The sequence below is a fragment of the Lysobacter sp. P5_C4 genome (genome assembly GCF_054049695.1).
Window position 1 is genome coordinate 24828 of record NZ_JBFULX010000005.1, and the last position, 14108, is coordinate 38935.

Annotated in this window: 15 protein-coding genes; 7 read left to right on the forward strand and 8 right to left on the reverse strand. The window is 66.7% G+C overall.

Annotation, left to right across the window (positions count from 1 at the left end; genetic code table 11):
- The first annotated feature begins 99 nt into the window (after positions 1 to 99).
- Both yihA and ACXJJ8_RS12655 read left to right on the forward strand, forming a co-directional pair.
- Positions 100 to 699 carry a ribosome biogenesis GTP-binding protein YihA/YsxC gene (yihA, locus tag ACXJJ8_RS12650; RefSeq protein ID WP_499030621.1) on the forward strand — a complete coding sequence of 200 codons (600 nt, stop codon included), beginning with the start codon at positions 100 to 102 and terminating at the stop codon, positions 697 to 699.
- Between the two features lie 117 nt (positions 700 to 816).
- Positions 817 to 2202 (forward strand): glutamate--cysteine ligase, encoded by a 1386-nt coding sequence (locus tag ACXJJ8_RS12655; protein WP_499031097.1) that lies wholly within the window; start codon positions 817 to 819, stop codon positions 2200 to 2202.
- 1 nt (position 2203) lies between these two features.
- On the opposite strand, the gene ACXJJ8_RS12660 is transcribed toward ACXJJ8_RS12655, so the two are convergent.
- Complete coding sequence (locus ACXJJ8_RS12660; protein WP_499030623.1) at positions 2204 to 3856, reverse strand: tetratricopeptide repeat protein; 1653 nt, start codon at positions 3854 to 3856, stop codon at positions 2204 to 2206.
- 114 nt (positions 3857 to 3970) lie between these two features.
- Between ACXJJ8_RS12660 and ACXJJ8_RS12665 the strand changes: the two genes are divergently transcribed.
- Positions 3971 to 5080, forward strand: a complete 1110-nt coding sequence (locus ACXJJ8_RS12665) for an S-(hydroxymethyl)glutathione dehydrogenase/class III alcohol dehydrogenase (protein WP_499030625.1) — start codon at positions 3971 to 3973, stop codon at positions 5078 to 5080.
- Positions 5080 to 5910 (forward strand): S-formylglutathione hydrolase, encoded by an 831-nt coding sequence (fghA, locus tag ACXJJ8_RS12670; RefSeq protein WP_499030627.1) that lies wholly within the window; start codon positions 5080 to 5082, stop codon positions 5908 to 5910. The genes ACXJJ8_RS12665 and fghA overlap by 1 nt, the downstream gene beginning before the upstream one ends.
- Here fghA and ACXJJ8_RS12675 read toward each other — a convergent pair.
- Complete coding sequence (locus ACXJJ8_RS12675) at positions 5883 to 6569, reverse strand: Dph6-related ATP pyrophosphatase (RefSeq protein ID WP_499030630.1); 687 nt, start codon at positions 6567 to 6569, stop codon at positions 5883 to 5885. The genes fghA and ACXJJ8_RS12675 overlap by 28 nt on opposite strands.
- A gap of 311 nt (positions 6570 to 6880) precedes the next feature.
- On the opposite strand from ACXJJ8_RS12675, the gene ACXJJ8_RS12680 reads away from it, so the two are divergent.
- The gene (locus ACXJJ8_RS12680; RefSeq protein ID WP_499030632.1) at positions 6881 to 7543 is read left to right on the forward strand and encodes a helix-turn-helix transcriptional regulator; all 663 of its coding nucleotides are present in this window, start codon (positions 6881 to 6883) and stop codon (positions 7541 to 7543) included.
- A 15-nt stretch (positions 7544 to 7558) separates the two neighbouring features.
- Here ACXJJ8_RS12680 and ACXJJ8_RS12685 read toward each other — a convergent pair whose 3' ends face one another.
- From ACXJJ8_RS12685 to ACXJJ8_RS12710, 6 genes are all read right to left on the reverse strand, one after another.
- Entirely contained in the window at positions 7559 to 7897 is a 339-nt protein-coding gene (locus ACXJJ8_RS12685; RefSeq protein WP_499030634.1) for a hypothetical protein, read from the reverse strand.
- Between the two features lie 65 nt (positions 7898 to 7962).
- The gene (locus tag ACXJJ8_RS12690) at positions 7963 to 8907 is read right to left on the reverse strand and encodes a DegV family protein (RefSeq protein WP_499030636.1); all 945 of its coding nucleotides are present in this window, start codon (positions 8905 to 8907) and stop codon (positions 7963 to 7965) included.
- Between the two features lie 54 nt (positions 8908 to 8961).
- The gene (locus tag ACXJJ8_RS12695; RefSeq protein WP_499030638.1) at positions 8962 to 9591 is read right to left on the reverse strand and encodes a 2-hydroxychromene-2-carboxylate isomerase; all 630 of its coding nucleotides are present in this window, start codon (positions 9589 to 9591) and stop codon (positions 8962 to 8964) included.
- A gap of 1 nt (position 9592) precedes the next feature.
- Entirely contained in the window at positions 9593 to 9997 is a 405-nt protein-coding gene (locus tag ACXJJ8_RS12700; protein WP_499030640.1) for a DUF1761 domain-containing protein, read from the reverse strand.
- 21 nt (positions 9998 to 10018) lie between these two features.
- Positions 10019 to 11299: an amidohydrolase family protein gene (locus ACXJJ8_RS12705; RefSeq protein WP_499030641.1), complete on the reverse strand. Its 1281-nt coding sequence runs from the start codon at positions 11297 to 11299 to the stop codon at positions 10019 to 10021.
- Positions 11296 to 12687 (reverse strand): amidohydrolase, encoded by a 1392-nt coding sequence (locus ACXJJ8_RS12710; RefSeq protein ID WP_499030643.1) that lies wholly within the window; start codon positions 12685 to 12687, stop codon positions 11296 to 11298. The genes ACXJJ8_RS12705 and ACXJJ8_RS12710 overlap by 4 nt, the downstream gene beginning before the upstream one ends.
- A gap of 100 nt (positions 12688 to 12787) precedes the next feature.
- On the opposite strand from ACXJJ8_RS12710, the gene ACXJJ8_RS12715 reads away from it, so the two are divergent.
- Together ACXJJ8_RS12715 and ACXJJ8_RS12720 are read left to right on the forward strand one after the other, a co-directional pair.
- The gene (locus ACXJJ8_RS12715) at positions 12788 to 13564 is read left to right on the forward strand and encodes an AMP nucleosidase (RefSeq protein WP_499030645.1); all 777 of its coding nucleotides are present in this window, start codon (positions 12788 to 12790) and stop codon (positions 13562 to 13564) included.
- Positions 13561 to 14100: a DUF924 family protein gene (locus ACXJJ8_RS12720; protein WP_499030648.1), complete on the forward strand. Its 540-nt coding sequence runs from the start codon at positions 13561 to 13563 to the stop codon at positions 14098 to 14100. Before ACXJJ8_RS12715 ends, ACXJJ8_RS12720 begins: the two co-directional genes overlap by 4 nt.
- Positions 14101 to 14108 lie beyond the last annotated feature (8 nt).

The following is a 14108-nucleotide window of genomic DNA, read 5'->3' on the forward strand; positions in this document are numbered from 1 at the left end:
CGAAATCGGGTCGCGAAGGTGCGGGATTATCGACGTCGGGCCGCCGACCGGTCAAACCGGAGGCCGGCCGGGCTTGCGCGGCATGCGATCCTTGTCCCCATGGCCAACCCCCTTGCCCGCGCCCGCTACGTGCTTTCGGCGCACAACTACCGTCAGTTGCCGCCCGATGCCGGCGCCGAAGTCGCCTTCGCCGGCCGCTCCAATGCCGGCAAGTCGAGCGCGCTCAACGCCATCGCCCAGCAGAACGCGCTCGCCCGCGTGTCCAAGACCCCGGGCCGGACACAACAACTGGTGTTCTTCGAAGTCGCCCCGCAGCGCCACATGGTCGACCTGCCCGGCTACGGCTACGCCAAGGTGCCCAAGGACCTGCAGTCGCACTGGCAGCAATTCCTCGACGGCTACTTCTCCACGCGCGATGCCTTGCAGGGCCTGGTCGTCATCATGGACATCCGCCACCCGCTGAAGGACTACGACCGCCAGATGCTCGGCTACGCCTTGAACCGTGGCATTCCCGCGCATGCGGTGTTGACCAAGGCCGACAAGCTCTCGCGCGGCGCGGCCGCCAACACGCTGCAGGCCGTACGCATGGAACTGACGCGCGTGTACGGCGACAGCGTGTCGGTGCAGACCTTCTCGGCCGAATCCAAGCAGGGCGTCGACGAAGCGCGCGCCGTGGTCTCGCGCTGGCTGGGCGTCTGACGGCAGCCAGCTCGCGCGGGAACGCCCTGCGCAAGTGCCAACATTGGAACGGCGGCGTCCTGTCCGCGTGAGGATCGCGTGGACGTTTCGAGGACTATAGTGCCGGGCCTGCAACGGATGGACCCGATGTCGAGTCTGAGCAACGTCGCCGAACTGCCCATCACCGACCGTCGCGAATTGGTCGAATATCTCGCGTCCGGCAGCAGGCCGGCCACCGACTGGCGCATCGGCACCGAGCACGAGAAGTTCGGATTCCGCACGGACGATTTGCGCGCGCCCACCTTCGACGGCGAGCGCGGCATCGAAGCCCTGCTCGAAGGCCTGGTGCGCTTCGGCTGGACGCCGGTGCAGGAACACGGCCGCACGATCGCGCTTTCGCGCGACAGCGCGAGCGTCACGCTCGAGCCTGCAGGCCAGCTCGAACTCTCCGGCGGGCAGCTCGAAACCATCCACGACACGTGCCGCGAAACGAACGGCCACCTGGACGAAGTGAAAGCGGTCGCGGGCGAACTCGGCCTGGGCTTCCTCGGCATGGGCTTCCAGCCGAAGTGGCGCCGCGACGAAATGCCGTGGATGCCGAAGGGCCGCTACAAGATCATGCGCGACTACATGCCAAAGCGCGGCGATCTGGGCCTGGACATGATGACGCGCACGTGCACCGTGCAGGTCAACCTCGACTTCGCCAGCGAAGCGGACATGGTGAAGAAGTTCCGCACCTCGCTCGCGCTGCAGCCGATCGCGACCGCGCTGTTCGCCGATTCGCCGTTCACCGAAGGCAAGCCGAACGGTTTCCTTTCCTATCGCTCGCACATCTGGACCGACACCGATCCCGATCGCACGGGCATGCTCGACTTCGTGTTCGAAGACGGGTTCGGGTTCGAGCGTTACACCGATTACCTGCTCGATGTGCCGATGTATTTCGTGTATCGCAACGGGGAATACCTCGATGCGTCCGGCAAGTCGTTCCGCAAGTTCATGGACGGCAAGCTGGACGTCACGCCGGGTGCGCTGCCGACCTTGCGCGATTGGTCGGACCACATGACCACCGCGTTCCCCGAAGTGCGGCTGAAGAAGTACCTGGAAATGCGTGGCGCCGATTCCGGTCCCTGGAATCGCATCTGCGCGTTGCCTGCGTTCTGGGTCGGCCTGCTGTACGACGATGCGTCGCTGGACGCGGCGTGGGACCTGATGAAGGATTACTCGCGCGAAGAACGCCACGCCCTGCGCGACGGCGTGCCGCGGCACGCGTTGAAGCTCCCCGCGCGCCTGGGCAACACGCAGGCGACCGTGCGCGAGCTCGCGATCGAAGTGTTGAAGATTTCCGCCGCGGGCCTCGCGCGCCGCGATCGCCGCAACAAGAGCGGCGTCGACGAGCGCGTGTTCCTCGATCCGCTGATCGAAAGCGCGGAAGCGAACCAGACACCGGCCGAACGCAAGCTCGCGTTTTACGAAGGCCCGTGGGCGGGGAACATCGACCGGGTGTTTTCGGAATTCCAGTACTGAGTCAGAACACCGCGGCCTGCAGCTTCGTGTCGGACCACTGCCACGCCGCATCGAACTGCTTGCGCGTTTCGACCGCGGCCTGCCGGTCGCCCATCGCTTCCTGCGCCTGCGCCAGGCCATACAGGCCCCAACCGTTCTTCGGGAATTTCTGCAGGTCGTTTTCGAATGCCTTCGCCGCATCGGCTGGGCGCTTCGCCTGCAGCAGCGCGGCGCCCAAATAATTGCTGACGGGCAGCGGCCAGTCCGCGGGTTCGTTGTAGGTGAGCGTGTCCTCCAGCGCGGAGGCCTTGCGCAGGGACGCGATGGCCTCCTCGTGCTTGCCCTGCGACGACGCGATTTCACCGCGCAGGACACCGGCGCCTACCTTGAGCAGATCGCCGGCGTAGTTGGTGGTGCCGAGCATGAGCTTGCCCATCGCCGGGTCGTCTGCCAGTTGTTGCAGTGCCGCCAGTTCGCGCTGCGCTTCCGCAGCATTGCCCTTGCGCAACTGCGCCATGCCGCGCGCGAAGTGCCAGATGCCCGTGGGATAGGGCTGCGGGGCGGGCGATTGCGTGCGCGCGAGGATCGCGTCCCATTGCCCGAAGCGCACTTGCGTCTGCATCGGAACGACGACGAAGTGCTGCATGAAGTTGAGCGCGTCGAGCTGTTTCATGTCCGCGCGCTGCGCGGTCTGTTCCGAAGCTTGCGTAGCAAGCGTGCGCGAGCCCATCAGGCCCGCGCTCAGGGTGGCGAAGTGCCAGTTGTGCGGCACGTAACCGAGCGGATACATCCCGTTGGTGCCGTGGCACACTGCCAGGAAGTCCTTGTCGGCGGTGGACGCGCGGAAGTTCGCGAGCGTCGCGTCGTTGTAGCGCCCCGTGCGGATGTAGATGTGCGCGGGCATGTGCACGAGGTGGCCCGATCCGGGCGCGAGGTTGCCGAGCGTGTCGGCGAGCGCTTCGGCGCGGCCCGGATCGTCGGACGCCTCGACCGCATGGATGTAGTAGTGGATCGCGCCGATATGCTTCGGGTTGCGCTTGAGCACGGTTTCGATCGCGCCCAGGATCTTGGGCGTGTCGGCATTGGGCTTGCCGGCGGTCCAGTAATTCCACGGCGTGAGGTTCATCAGCGCTTCGGCGTACAGGGCCTGCGCATCGTCGTCCTCGGGATGCTGCGCGACGACATTCGCCATCGCATCGGCGTACGCCTTGTCCAGCGACGCGCGATCGACGGGTGCGGGATCGGCGTAACGCTTCACCAATGCATCGATCAATGCGCGGTCCGCGGGCTTTGCATTGTCGGCGAGCGACTGCGCCTTCCTGGCGAGCGCGGTTGCCTGCGGCGCTGTTTCGGGCGCCATCGGCAGGTTGATGTTCGGCCCGAGCACGAGGGCCTGGCCCCAGACGCAGATCGCGCATTGCGGATCCAGGTGGGCTGCTTCGGCGAACGCGCGGCCAGCAGCGTCATGGTTGAAACCGTAGGCGAGCCGCAGTCCCTGGTCGAAGTAGCGCTGTGCACCCGGCACCGGGGTGCCGATGTCGCGATGCAATTCGCCGAAGGTTTCGAAGAGCGGGGGTGCCTGCGCTGCCGCAGCATCGTTGCGTGGCGCAGGTGCTTCGCACGCGGCGAGCACGACAGTTGCGACGAGCGCGGACCAGACGAGTGAACGACGCATGGGTGGCTCCTGCTGTCGAGACAGGAAGGCAAACGCAATGCGCCGCGCCGACAGGACGCATTCCAAGCGTCGCCCCGCCGGTGTAGCGTGGGCTCCCCCAACGGAGCCCACGCCATGAAGTCACGCGCCGCCGTCGCTTTTGCCCCCGGAGAACCGCTCCGTATCGTCGAGATCGACGTCGCGCCGCCGCGCGCGGGTGAAGTGCTCGTGCGCATCACGCACACCGGCGTGTGCCATACCGACGCTTTCACGCTGAGCGGCGACGACCCGGAAGGCCTCTTCCCCGCGGTGCTCGGCCATGAAGGCGGCGGTGTGGTGGTCGAGGTCGGCGAAGGCGTGACGAGCGTGCAACCCGGCGACCACGTCATCCCGCTCTATACGGCCGAGTGCGGGAAGTGCAAGTTCTGCACATCGGGGAAAACCAACCTGTGCCAGGCCGTGCGCGCGACGCAGGGCAAGGGCGTGATGCCGGACGGCACGTCGCGTTTCACGTACGAAGGCAAGCCGATCTTCCACTACATGGGCACGAGCACGTTCAGCGAATACACGGTGTGTGCGGAGGTCTCGCTGGCGAAGATCGATCCGCAGGCGCCGCTCGAAAAAGTGTGTCTGCTGGGCTGCGGTGTCACCACGGGCCTCGGCGCCGTGCACAACACCGCGAAGGTGCAACCCGGCGACAACGTCGCGGTGTTCGGTCTCGGCGGGATCGGGCTTGCGGTCGTGCAGGGCGCGAAAGCCGCAGGCGCGGCGCGCATCATCGGCGTCGATACGAATCCGACGAAGTTCGATCTCGCACGCGAACAAGGCGCGACCGACACGATCAATCCGAAGGATTACGACAAGCCGATCCAGGAGGTCATCGTCGAAATGACCGACGGCGGCGTGGAGTTCAGTTTCGAATGCATCGGCAACGTCGATGTCATGCGTTCGGCGCTGGAGTGCTGCCACAAGGGCTGGGGCGAGAGCGTCATCATCGGCGTCGCCGGCGCAGGCCAGGAGATCCGTACGCGGCCGTTCCAACTTGTCACCGGTCGCGTGTGGCGCGGCTCGGCATTCGGCGGCGTCAAGGGCCGTACGCAACTGCCGGGCATGGTGCAGCAGGCGATGCGCGGCGAAATCCAACTCGATCCGTTCATCACGCACGACCTGCCGCTGGACCGCATCAACGAAGCCTTCGACCTGATGCATCGCGGCGAATCCATCCGCACGGTCATTCACTTCTGATGCGCAAGCTCGAATCGCACGCGTGCTTCGGCGGCACGCAGGAAGTCTGGGCGCACGCGGCCGAGTCGACCGCGTGCGAGATGCGCTTCGGCGTCTTCGTTCCACCGCAGGCGCAGCACGCACGTTGCCCGGTGCTGTATTTCCTGTCCGGCTTGACGTCGACCGAACAGAACTTCATCACGAAGTCCGGTGCGCAGCGTTACGCCGCCGAACACGGGCTGATCATCGTCAGTCCCGATACCAGCCCACGCGGCGCCGGCGTCGCGGATGCCGAAGGCGACGATATCGGCTTGAGTGCGGGCTTCTACGTCGATGCGACACAAGCGCCCTGGTCGGCGAATTACAAGATGCACGCGTATGTGACGCAGGAACTCCCCGCATTGATCGAAGCCGCGTTCCCCGTGAGCGACGTGCGCGGCATCACCGGGCATTCGATGGGCGGGCACGGTGCGCTGATTTGCGCGCTACGCAATCCGGGCCGCTATCGCAGCGTGTCGGCGCTCGCCCCGATCTGTTCGGCGTCGCGCGGCTGGGGCCATAAAGCGTTCGCGGCGTATTTCGGTGAAGACCCCGAGACGTGGCGCCAATGGGACGCATGCGACCTGTTGCGCGCTTCGGAGGACCGATTGCAACTCCTGGTCGACCAGGGCGAGGCGGATCCCTTCCTGCAGGACAGGCTGCAACCCGAGCTGCTGCGCGCGGCCTGCGTCGAGGGGGGACACACACTCCACATGCGCATGCGCCCCGGCTACGACCACGGTTTCTACTTCGTCGCCTCGTTCATCGGCGAACACATCGCGCATCACGCGGCGGCGCTGAAGTCCGTATAGGCGAAGCGCCCGTCGCGCAACACCGATTGGCCGGGTTCGACGGCGATCGCTTCGGCGAACATCGGGCCGGCGTGCACGAGTGTGTGGAATTCACCGCGCTCTCCGCACGGGTCGCAGGACACCGGCAGCGCCGCCAGCAATCGGGCATCGAACGCGCGCCCGCTGAAGCCGCCATCGAGTTGCTGCGTGTCCACGCAACACAAGTGCGCACGCAATCCGCCGTCGATCATCTCGTGCGCGAGCTGCGCCGTGTCGCGCCCGAACAATGGGAACAGCGGCGTCCACCCCAGCCGCGCACACAACGCTTCGCGCCACGCCCTCACGTCTTCAAGGAACAGATCGCCAAACGCGATTTCCGCGCAGGCCGGCCATTGCATCCGAGCCGCTGCCAACGCAGTCGCGAACGATGCTTCGTACGTCGCGTTGTCGCATTGCGGTGGAATGATCGCTTCGATCACGGGCAATCGCGCCGCCAACCCCTGCAAGTGCAACAAATCGCGGCGGATGCCGTGCATCGCGATGCGGTCGAAACCGGAGGTGACCGTCGTGACAAGCGCGACCACGTCGACCTCGCCCGCGGCCCGCAACGCGTGCAGCGCCCACGCCGCATCCTTTCCGCCACTCCACGACAACAGGGCCTGGCGTCGGTCGGGTGTCATGCGGCGTCCTCACGCGAAGCGAACGCCATTCTCGCCCGACCTCACGTTCCACACAAAAAAGGCGACGGAGCCTTGGGTCTCCGTCGCCAGGGGGTTGCATGAAGGGGTGCATGCAACTCAGGACGAGGCGCACGACTTCGAATTCGTGCTGCGATTGGAGATTCCGCGTGCCAGCCCCTGCGCGCAATCGCTGTGTCGGGGGAACGGTCGCGTGTCCGGTTTGCGGGGAGACCAGCGTTCACGAGTGAGCGGCGAGAGCATCCGGGGGGAGGCGTCGCACCGTGTCCAACCAAGGGCCCCCGATGGCTGCGATGCCTGTGCTCGTAATCGGTCTCGACGCCGCCTGGCGCTCTCGCATGCAGCGCCTGCTGGCGATGCGCGGGGAGTTCGACTGGCTGGGCGCCTATGCCCCGGGCCAGCCGCGCGAATCCCCGAACGGCCAGCCCGCGCTGCTCCTGCTCGACGGCGACGACCCCGAGGTCGATCGCGAACGCCGGAAACCGCAACTCCCGGCACCGCGGCGCCTGTACTTCTACCGCAGCCCCAACATCGAGGCACTGCAGCACTGCGTCGAGGCGCAGGGGCACGCGTGCCTGGACAAGCACGATTCCCCCGACGCGGTGATGCGTGCGATCCGTGCGGCCGAGTCGGGCCTGTTCGTGGTCGCGCCCGAGCTGCTCCTCGAGGCCCTGCACGCCGGCACCGGCGTTCCCGCGCCGGCGCCGATCGCCGAAGCGCCCCTGCATGGCACGCCGGATCACACGGGCGACTGGTCCTCGCTGACCGAACGCCAGCGCGAAATCGTGCACTGGGCCGCGCGCGGCATGAGCAACAAGCAGATCGCGCGGCAACTCGGCATCAGCCCGGAAACGGTGAAGACGCACCTGCACCACGTGTTCGAACGCGAAGGCGTGCACGGGCGCATGGCGCTGCTCGCAGCGCATGTCGGCGAGCGCGCGACCACCTCGACCTAGACCACCTCGCTCCGGTTACGCGCCGACATCCCGCAACTGCCAACCATCGCCGGCCAGCAAACGCAGGCGATGGCGCAGGATGCTCGCGGGCAGCGAGGTCGTCGCCACCAGGTCGATGCGCAGGTCGTTCTGTTCGCCGGTGACGCTGGCCGCCGGATCGACCGCGGCCAGCGCCTGGTCGATGTCATCGGGATCCTTCTGCTGCCCGCGCCAACGTTCGAACAATGCGGTCGACCGCAACGCCTGCTCCAACTCCGATGCGAATTCCGCGGCGCCGTGCGCGTTGAAGGACGTGTTCGCGTCGCTGCCGCGCGCGGCTTTCGGATCGGGCAGGGTGAGGTAGTAACGGGTCATGGCGTTCGACTCCTTTCGGGATGCAACGATGCTCGCCCGCCGGGCGCGTGCGCGGCGTCAAGGCCTCAGGTTTCGAACGCGTGCGGCTCCGACGCGAAGCCCACGACCAGCGCGCCCTTGCCCACGTTGACCATGCCCGTGAGGCTCATGACGCTCTCGAACAATTCGACGTTGTAGCTCTGGCAGGTCACGCGCAGGTCTTCATAGCCGGGCAGGGCGCGCATTTCCGCGAGCTCGCCGCCGTAGCTCAGGCAGACCGTCGGCGTCATCAGGCCGCGGCGCACGCGATCGGCGGTGTGCGCGAACAACTTCTGCACCGCGTTGTCGAAACCCTTCACCTTGGCGATCGGCTCGGTCTGGCCGCGATAGCCGCGCAGCACCGGCTTGATGTCGAGCGCCGAACCCAGCGCCGCGCTGAGCAGGCCCACGCTGCGGTCGCCCTTCGTGCGGGCCCGCGCGCGCAGGTAATACAGGTCGCGCGGGATCATGAATCCGTAGGTGTGCAGCGCGAGGTTTTCCAGGCGCGCGCGGATCTTCGGCGCGCCTTCGCCTGCCTTGACCAGGCGCACGGCTTCCACCGCGGTGATGCCCTGCGCGGCGAACAAGGTCTGCGTATCGATCACGCGCAATGCGAACGGCGTGTCGTGGCCCGCGGCCGAACGCACCGTGCGATATTCGTTGAGGATCGCGTAGCTGGCCTGCAGCGCGTTGTCGTAGATCGGGCTGCGCGTGCGCGTGATCGTCATGCAGAACACGTAGTCGTAGTCGATCACCAGCTTCTTGAGGAAGACATCGGTGATCTGTTCGACGGAGAACGGCGCGGTCTCCGCTTCGGCGCCGTGCTCGGAGACGTGGGTGTGCAGGAAGTCGAGCGTGACGCGTTCGTCGCGCTGGTCCTCGCGGGTTTCATCGCCGATGCGGACGGTGATGGGGAGGATCGTGAAGCCATTGCGGCGCAAGTAATCGCCAGGCAAGTCGCACGCCGAATCCACCACCAGACCGATACGCATTGCCGACGTCCCTCCGCGGAAATATGTGATGCAGTTCGCGGACCCTACCGCAACTCAGGGCAGGCGGGAAATCCCGACGGGCAGGGTCGACACGCGCTGCATCTGCGCATCGTCGAGCACCGCGCGATCGTGCAGTGCAGCAAGCGCGAAGGCATGGGCGTCGTTGCCCCAGAACAAGGCATCGCCGATCTGCAGGGTCGGCACGCCGAACACGCCGGCCGCGATGGCCGCTTCGGTATTCGTACGCAGGGCCGCCTTGGTTTCCGCGGCGGCGATCGCGCCCGGCGTGATGCCGAGCCGATCGAGCAGCGGCGCGAGGGCTGCTTCGGAATCGCCCGCGTGCCCGTCGCGCCAGATCCAGTCGAAGAGTGCATCCACCGCTTCGACCGTGCTGCCCGCGGCGATGCATGCGCGCAGCGCGGCGAGCGGGTTGAATGGATGCGCGGGCGGGAAGGTCATCGGCACGCCCTCGGCGCGCGCCTGCCACAGCACGTGCCGATACGTGAATTCCCGCTTGCCCGGGATTTCCGCCGGGCCCTTCTGCCCATGCGCGGAGAGGATCGCGCCGAACACGACGGGCACCGGTTCCACCGCGTGCCTCGCACGCAGGCCCTTCACCTTCTGCCAATGCAGGTAGGAGAAGGGCGAAAGGAAATCGAAATACCAGCGCAGCGGCGCGTCCACTTCAGTGCCAGGCGCCGATAATCAGGCCGTACAGCGCGAACTGCAGGATGTGGTAACCCGCGTCGATGAGCCACAGTTTGAGGCTGCGGCCGGCGAAGGCGTAGTTGATGCCGAAGCTCATCGCCACGTAGAAGAAACCGACCATTACGCCGGCATGCACCGCCTTCCACAGCTCCGGCCCGGTGTTCATCAGGTGCAGGAGCATCGCGAACCCGTAGGCGGCGATCAGCGCCGCGACGAACGCGACGCCGAAGGTTTTCGCCGGGTGCGATTTGGGTGCCGCGTTCGGCTCGACGCCCGCTTCGCGGCACCACGCGTGCTTGAACAACGGCCCGTACCAGAGACCCCCGAGCACGAACGCGGACACCGCCGCAGCCACGATCGCCAGCCAGTTCAGGTGATGCATGGCGGAGCCTCCCCGGCGCCTTCAGTCGGAGCCGGCAGGATACGCGCGGGGCAGGCCGTTGGGCGAACGCAGGTAGCGGTCGCGCAACTCGGTTTGGCGCGAACGCATCGGCTGCGCGCGTCCGTCGAGCCACACGGCCTCGGCGAGGGCGGTGACGTCGAGCGGATCGCCACTCCACAGCACCAGGTCCGCACGCTTGCCCACCGCGATCGTGCCGAAATCGCCATCGACGCCGAAGGCTTCCGCCGGCACGCGCGTCAACGCCGCCAGGCCGTCTTCCCACGGCAATCCGTTGGCGACCGCGTTGCCCGCCATCTGCCGCACCTTGCGTGCGTGATGCGAACCGGCGCTCTGGATCGCGACCTCCACGCCGGCCTTGTGCAGACGCGCAGCGTTCTCCAGGGTCGCACCCAGTTGATCGAAATCCGCAGGCAGGTCGGCGAGCGTATCGACGAACACCGGCACCTTCGCCGCGGCCAGTTGGTCGGCGACCTTCCACGCTTCCGCGCCGCCGGTCACGGCCACGCGTACGTTGTTGCGCTTGCTCCAGCGCAGCAGTTGCACGATGTCGACCGCGCGATTGACGTTCACGACGATCAACCCGCGGCGATCGAGGAACTTCGCAAGCGCCGCGCGCCCCATCGGCGTGAGCATCGCGAATTTCGAATCCGCCGACATGCGCCCGCGTGCTTCGGCGACGAGCTGGTCGAGGATCATCCATTGCGCGGCGCGCGAGCTGCCGGTGAGGTTGGATGCCGTTGAACCGAGCGAGAGGAACAAAGCCCTGGGGCCGACGGGATCGAGGCTGCCGTCCAGCCGCACGACGCCGCCCTGGCCACCGATGATCGAACCACCGGTCGTCGAGCCCGCCGCCAGCATCGTCCAACCGATGCCTTCCACGCGCGCGACCGGCAGCAACACCGACTCGGGGTTGTAGGCGAGCGTGACGTCGAACTCCGGACGCACCGCCGGATCCTTTTCTTCACCGAGCGATTGCTGGCTGTCGACGGTGGTGCTTTCGCCGCTGACTTCTTCCAGGCCGATATCGGTGATGCCGCCGAACAGGGCGGGCGTCAGCGCGCGGCCGTTGGCTTGGACGACGGTCGCGTTGCCGGCCTGCAGGTTGGCGCCGATGGCGGCGATGCGGCCGTTGCGGACGAGGACGTCGGCGTGCTCGAGCGTGCCGCGTGATGTCGCCGTGTGCACCTTCGCGTCGTGGATGAGCAGGTCCTGCGCCGTGGCCGTTCCCGAGAGCGCGAGCGCGCAGGCGACGGCGAGCGTCCTGACGAGGGCGGCGGTCATCGCACACCTCCCACGACTTCCTCCTGGCCGAGCATGAAATCCGACTTCGGCTGTCGCGAAGGATCGTTGCGGTCGTACAAGCGCGCGCCGTCGATGTAAACCTGCTCGGCATGCGCGTAGACGGTGAACGGATTGCCGTTCCACACCACCACGTCGCCCATCTTTCCAGGCTCGAGCGTGCCGGTCATGCCGTCGATGCCCATCGCCCTCGCGGGGTTCTGCGTGAGCCAGCGGATCGCGTGTTCGGGCGTGATGTCGAGGCCGATCCGATGCGCGTTGGCGATCACCTTCGCCGCTTCCTGGTTGAGGCGCTGGATGCCTTCCTCGCTGTCGGAATGCACGATCGCGCAGCCGTTGGGCACGCGGTCGACGAGCGCGATGTTTTCCTGGATGCCGTCGAACGCTTCCATCTTGAAGCCCCACCAGTCGGCCCACAGCGCGCCGCAGGTGCCTGCCGCGGCGAGTTTGTCGGCGATCTTGTAAGCCTCCACGCCATGGTGGAACGCAGAAATCCTGAAACCGAATTCCTTCGCCAGGTCCAGCATCGTCGCCATCTCGTCGGCGCGATAGCAGTGGATGTGGACGCGGATGTCGCCGTTGATCGCGCCGGCGAGCGTGTCGTTCTTCAGGTCGCGCTTGCCGGGGCCTTCCTTCGCGTCCTGCTGTTTCTTCATGTAGTCGGCCGCTTCGATGAAGGCTGCGCGGTAACCGGCGACGTTGGCCATGCGCGTGGCCGGGCCACCCTTCTGGCCGTACACGCGCTTCGGATTTTCACCGCACGCCATTTTCAGTCCCCAGGGCGCGCCGGGGAATTTCATCGCCTGGTAGGTCGTGGACGGCACGTTCTTCAACGTCGCGCCGCGGCCACCGATGAGGTTGGCCGAGCCCGGCAATACCTGCAGGCTCGTGATGCCGCCAGCGAGCGCGGTGAGGAAGCCCGGGTCCTGCGGCCAGATCGAATGTTCGGCCCAGACGTTCGGCGTGACCGGGCCCGTCATCTCGTTGCCATCGCTGTGCGCGCTCACGCCCGGGCTCGGATACACGCCCAGGTGCGAGTGGATGTCGATGATGCCCGGCGTGATCCACTTGCCGTGCGCATCCACGCGGGTCGCGTCGGCCGGCGCCTGCAGGCCCGCACCGACGGCGACGACCTTGCCGTCCTGCAACAGCACGTCGGCGTTTTCCAGGCGCGTGCCGGTGCCGGTCAGCACGGTCGCGCCGGTGAGGAGCACGGGCGGCGACTGCACGCGCTGGTAGGTGCTCGGATACGGATCGTCGAGCCAGCTCGGCCTGGCCGGTGCGTCTGCGGTGGACTTGGTCGCGCCCGTGCTGGCGCAGCCGGCGATGAGGACCGTCGCGAAGACGGCAACGATGGGCTTGGGCAACACGGACATCCCCTTGGTGGCGCGATCCCGAACGCTAGCCCGAGACGTGATGCGAGCGCCACCATGTCTTTCGTCATAATCGCCCCATGAAAGCGAGTGCCGCATGAAAGACAAACCCCAGATCGTCGAGAACTGGCTGCCGCGATACACGGGCGTGCCGCTCGACCAATTCGGCGAAACGATCCTGCTGACCAACTTCGGTGGCTATCTCGGCCACTTCGCGCGGCTCACCGGCGCGCAGGTCGTCGGCATGGACCGCCCGATGCCGAGCGCGACGGCCGACGGCATCACGATGATCAACTTCGGCATGGGCAGCCCCAATGCCGCGACGATGATGGACCTGCTGTCGGCGATCATGCCCAAGGCGGTGTTGTTCCTCGGCAAGTGCGGCGGGCTCAAGCGCAAGAACCAACTCGGCGACCTCGTGCTGCCCATCGCCGCGATCCGCGGCGAAGGCACCTCCGACGATTACCTGTTGCCTGAAGTCCCCGCGCTGCCGGCCTTCGCGCTGCAACGCGCGGTGTCGACGATGATCCGCGACCTCGGCCACGATTACTGGACCGGCACGGTGTACACCACCAACCGCCGTGTCTGGGAACACGACGCCGCCTTCAAGGAACGCCTGCGCGTGATGCGCTGCATGGCCATCGACATGGAGACGGCGACGATCTTCGCCGCGGGCTTCGCAAATCGCATCCCGAGTGGCGCGCTGCTGCTGGTGAGCGACCAACCGATGGTGCCCGAAGGCGTGAAGACCGAAGCGTCGGATGCACGGGTCAGCGCCGAATTCGTCGAGCGCCACATCCAGATCGGCATCGAAGCGCTGCGCCTGATCCGTCGCCATGGCAAGAGCGTGAAGCACCTGCGGTTCGACGAATGAATGTTCCGAACGACATCGTCGATTTCTGGCGCGACGCGGGGCAGAAAAAGTGGTTCGGCGGCGGCCCCGAATTCGACAGCGAGTGCGACGCGCGCTTTCGCGACCTGCATTTCCGGGCCGCGGCACGCGAGCTCGATGCATGGCAGGCGACTGCGGAGGGCACGCTCGCGCTGCTGATCCTGCTCGACCAGATACCGCGCAATATCTTCCGCGGCACCGCGCACCAGTTCGCGACCGACAGCCTGGCCCGCAGCATCGCGCGGCAGGCGGTGGATGCCGGCCACGACCGGCAGATCGAGCCGGCGCTGCGTGTCTTCTTCTATTTGCCCTTCGAACACTCCGAAGACATGGCCGACCAAACGCGCGCCGCTGCGCTGTATGCCGAGATGCCCAACGGTGACCAGGGCGGCTGGGCGAAGAAGCATTTCGACGTGATCGCGCAATTCGGCCGCTATCCGCATCGCAACCGCGTGCTGGGCCGCGAGAGCACGGCGGCTGAACAAGCGTGGCTCGATGCGGGTGGCGGTTTCGGTTAGTGCGCTAG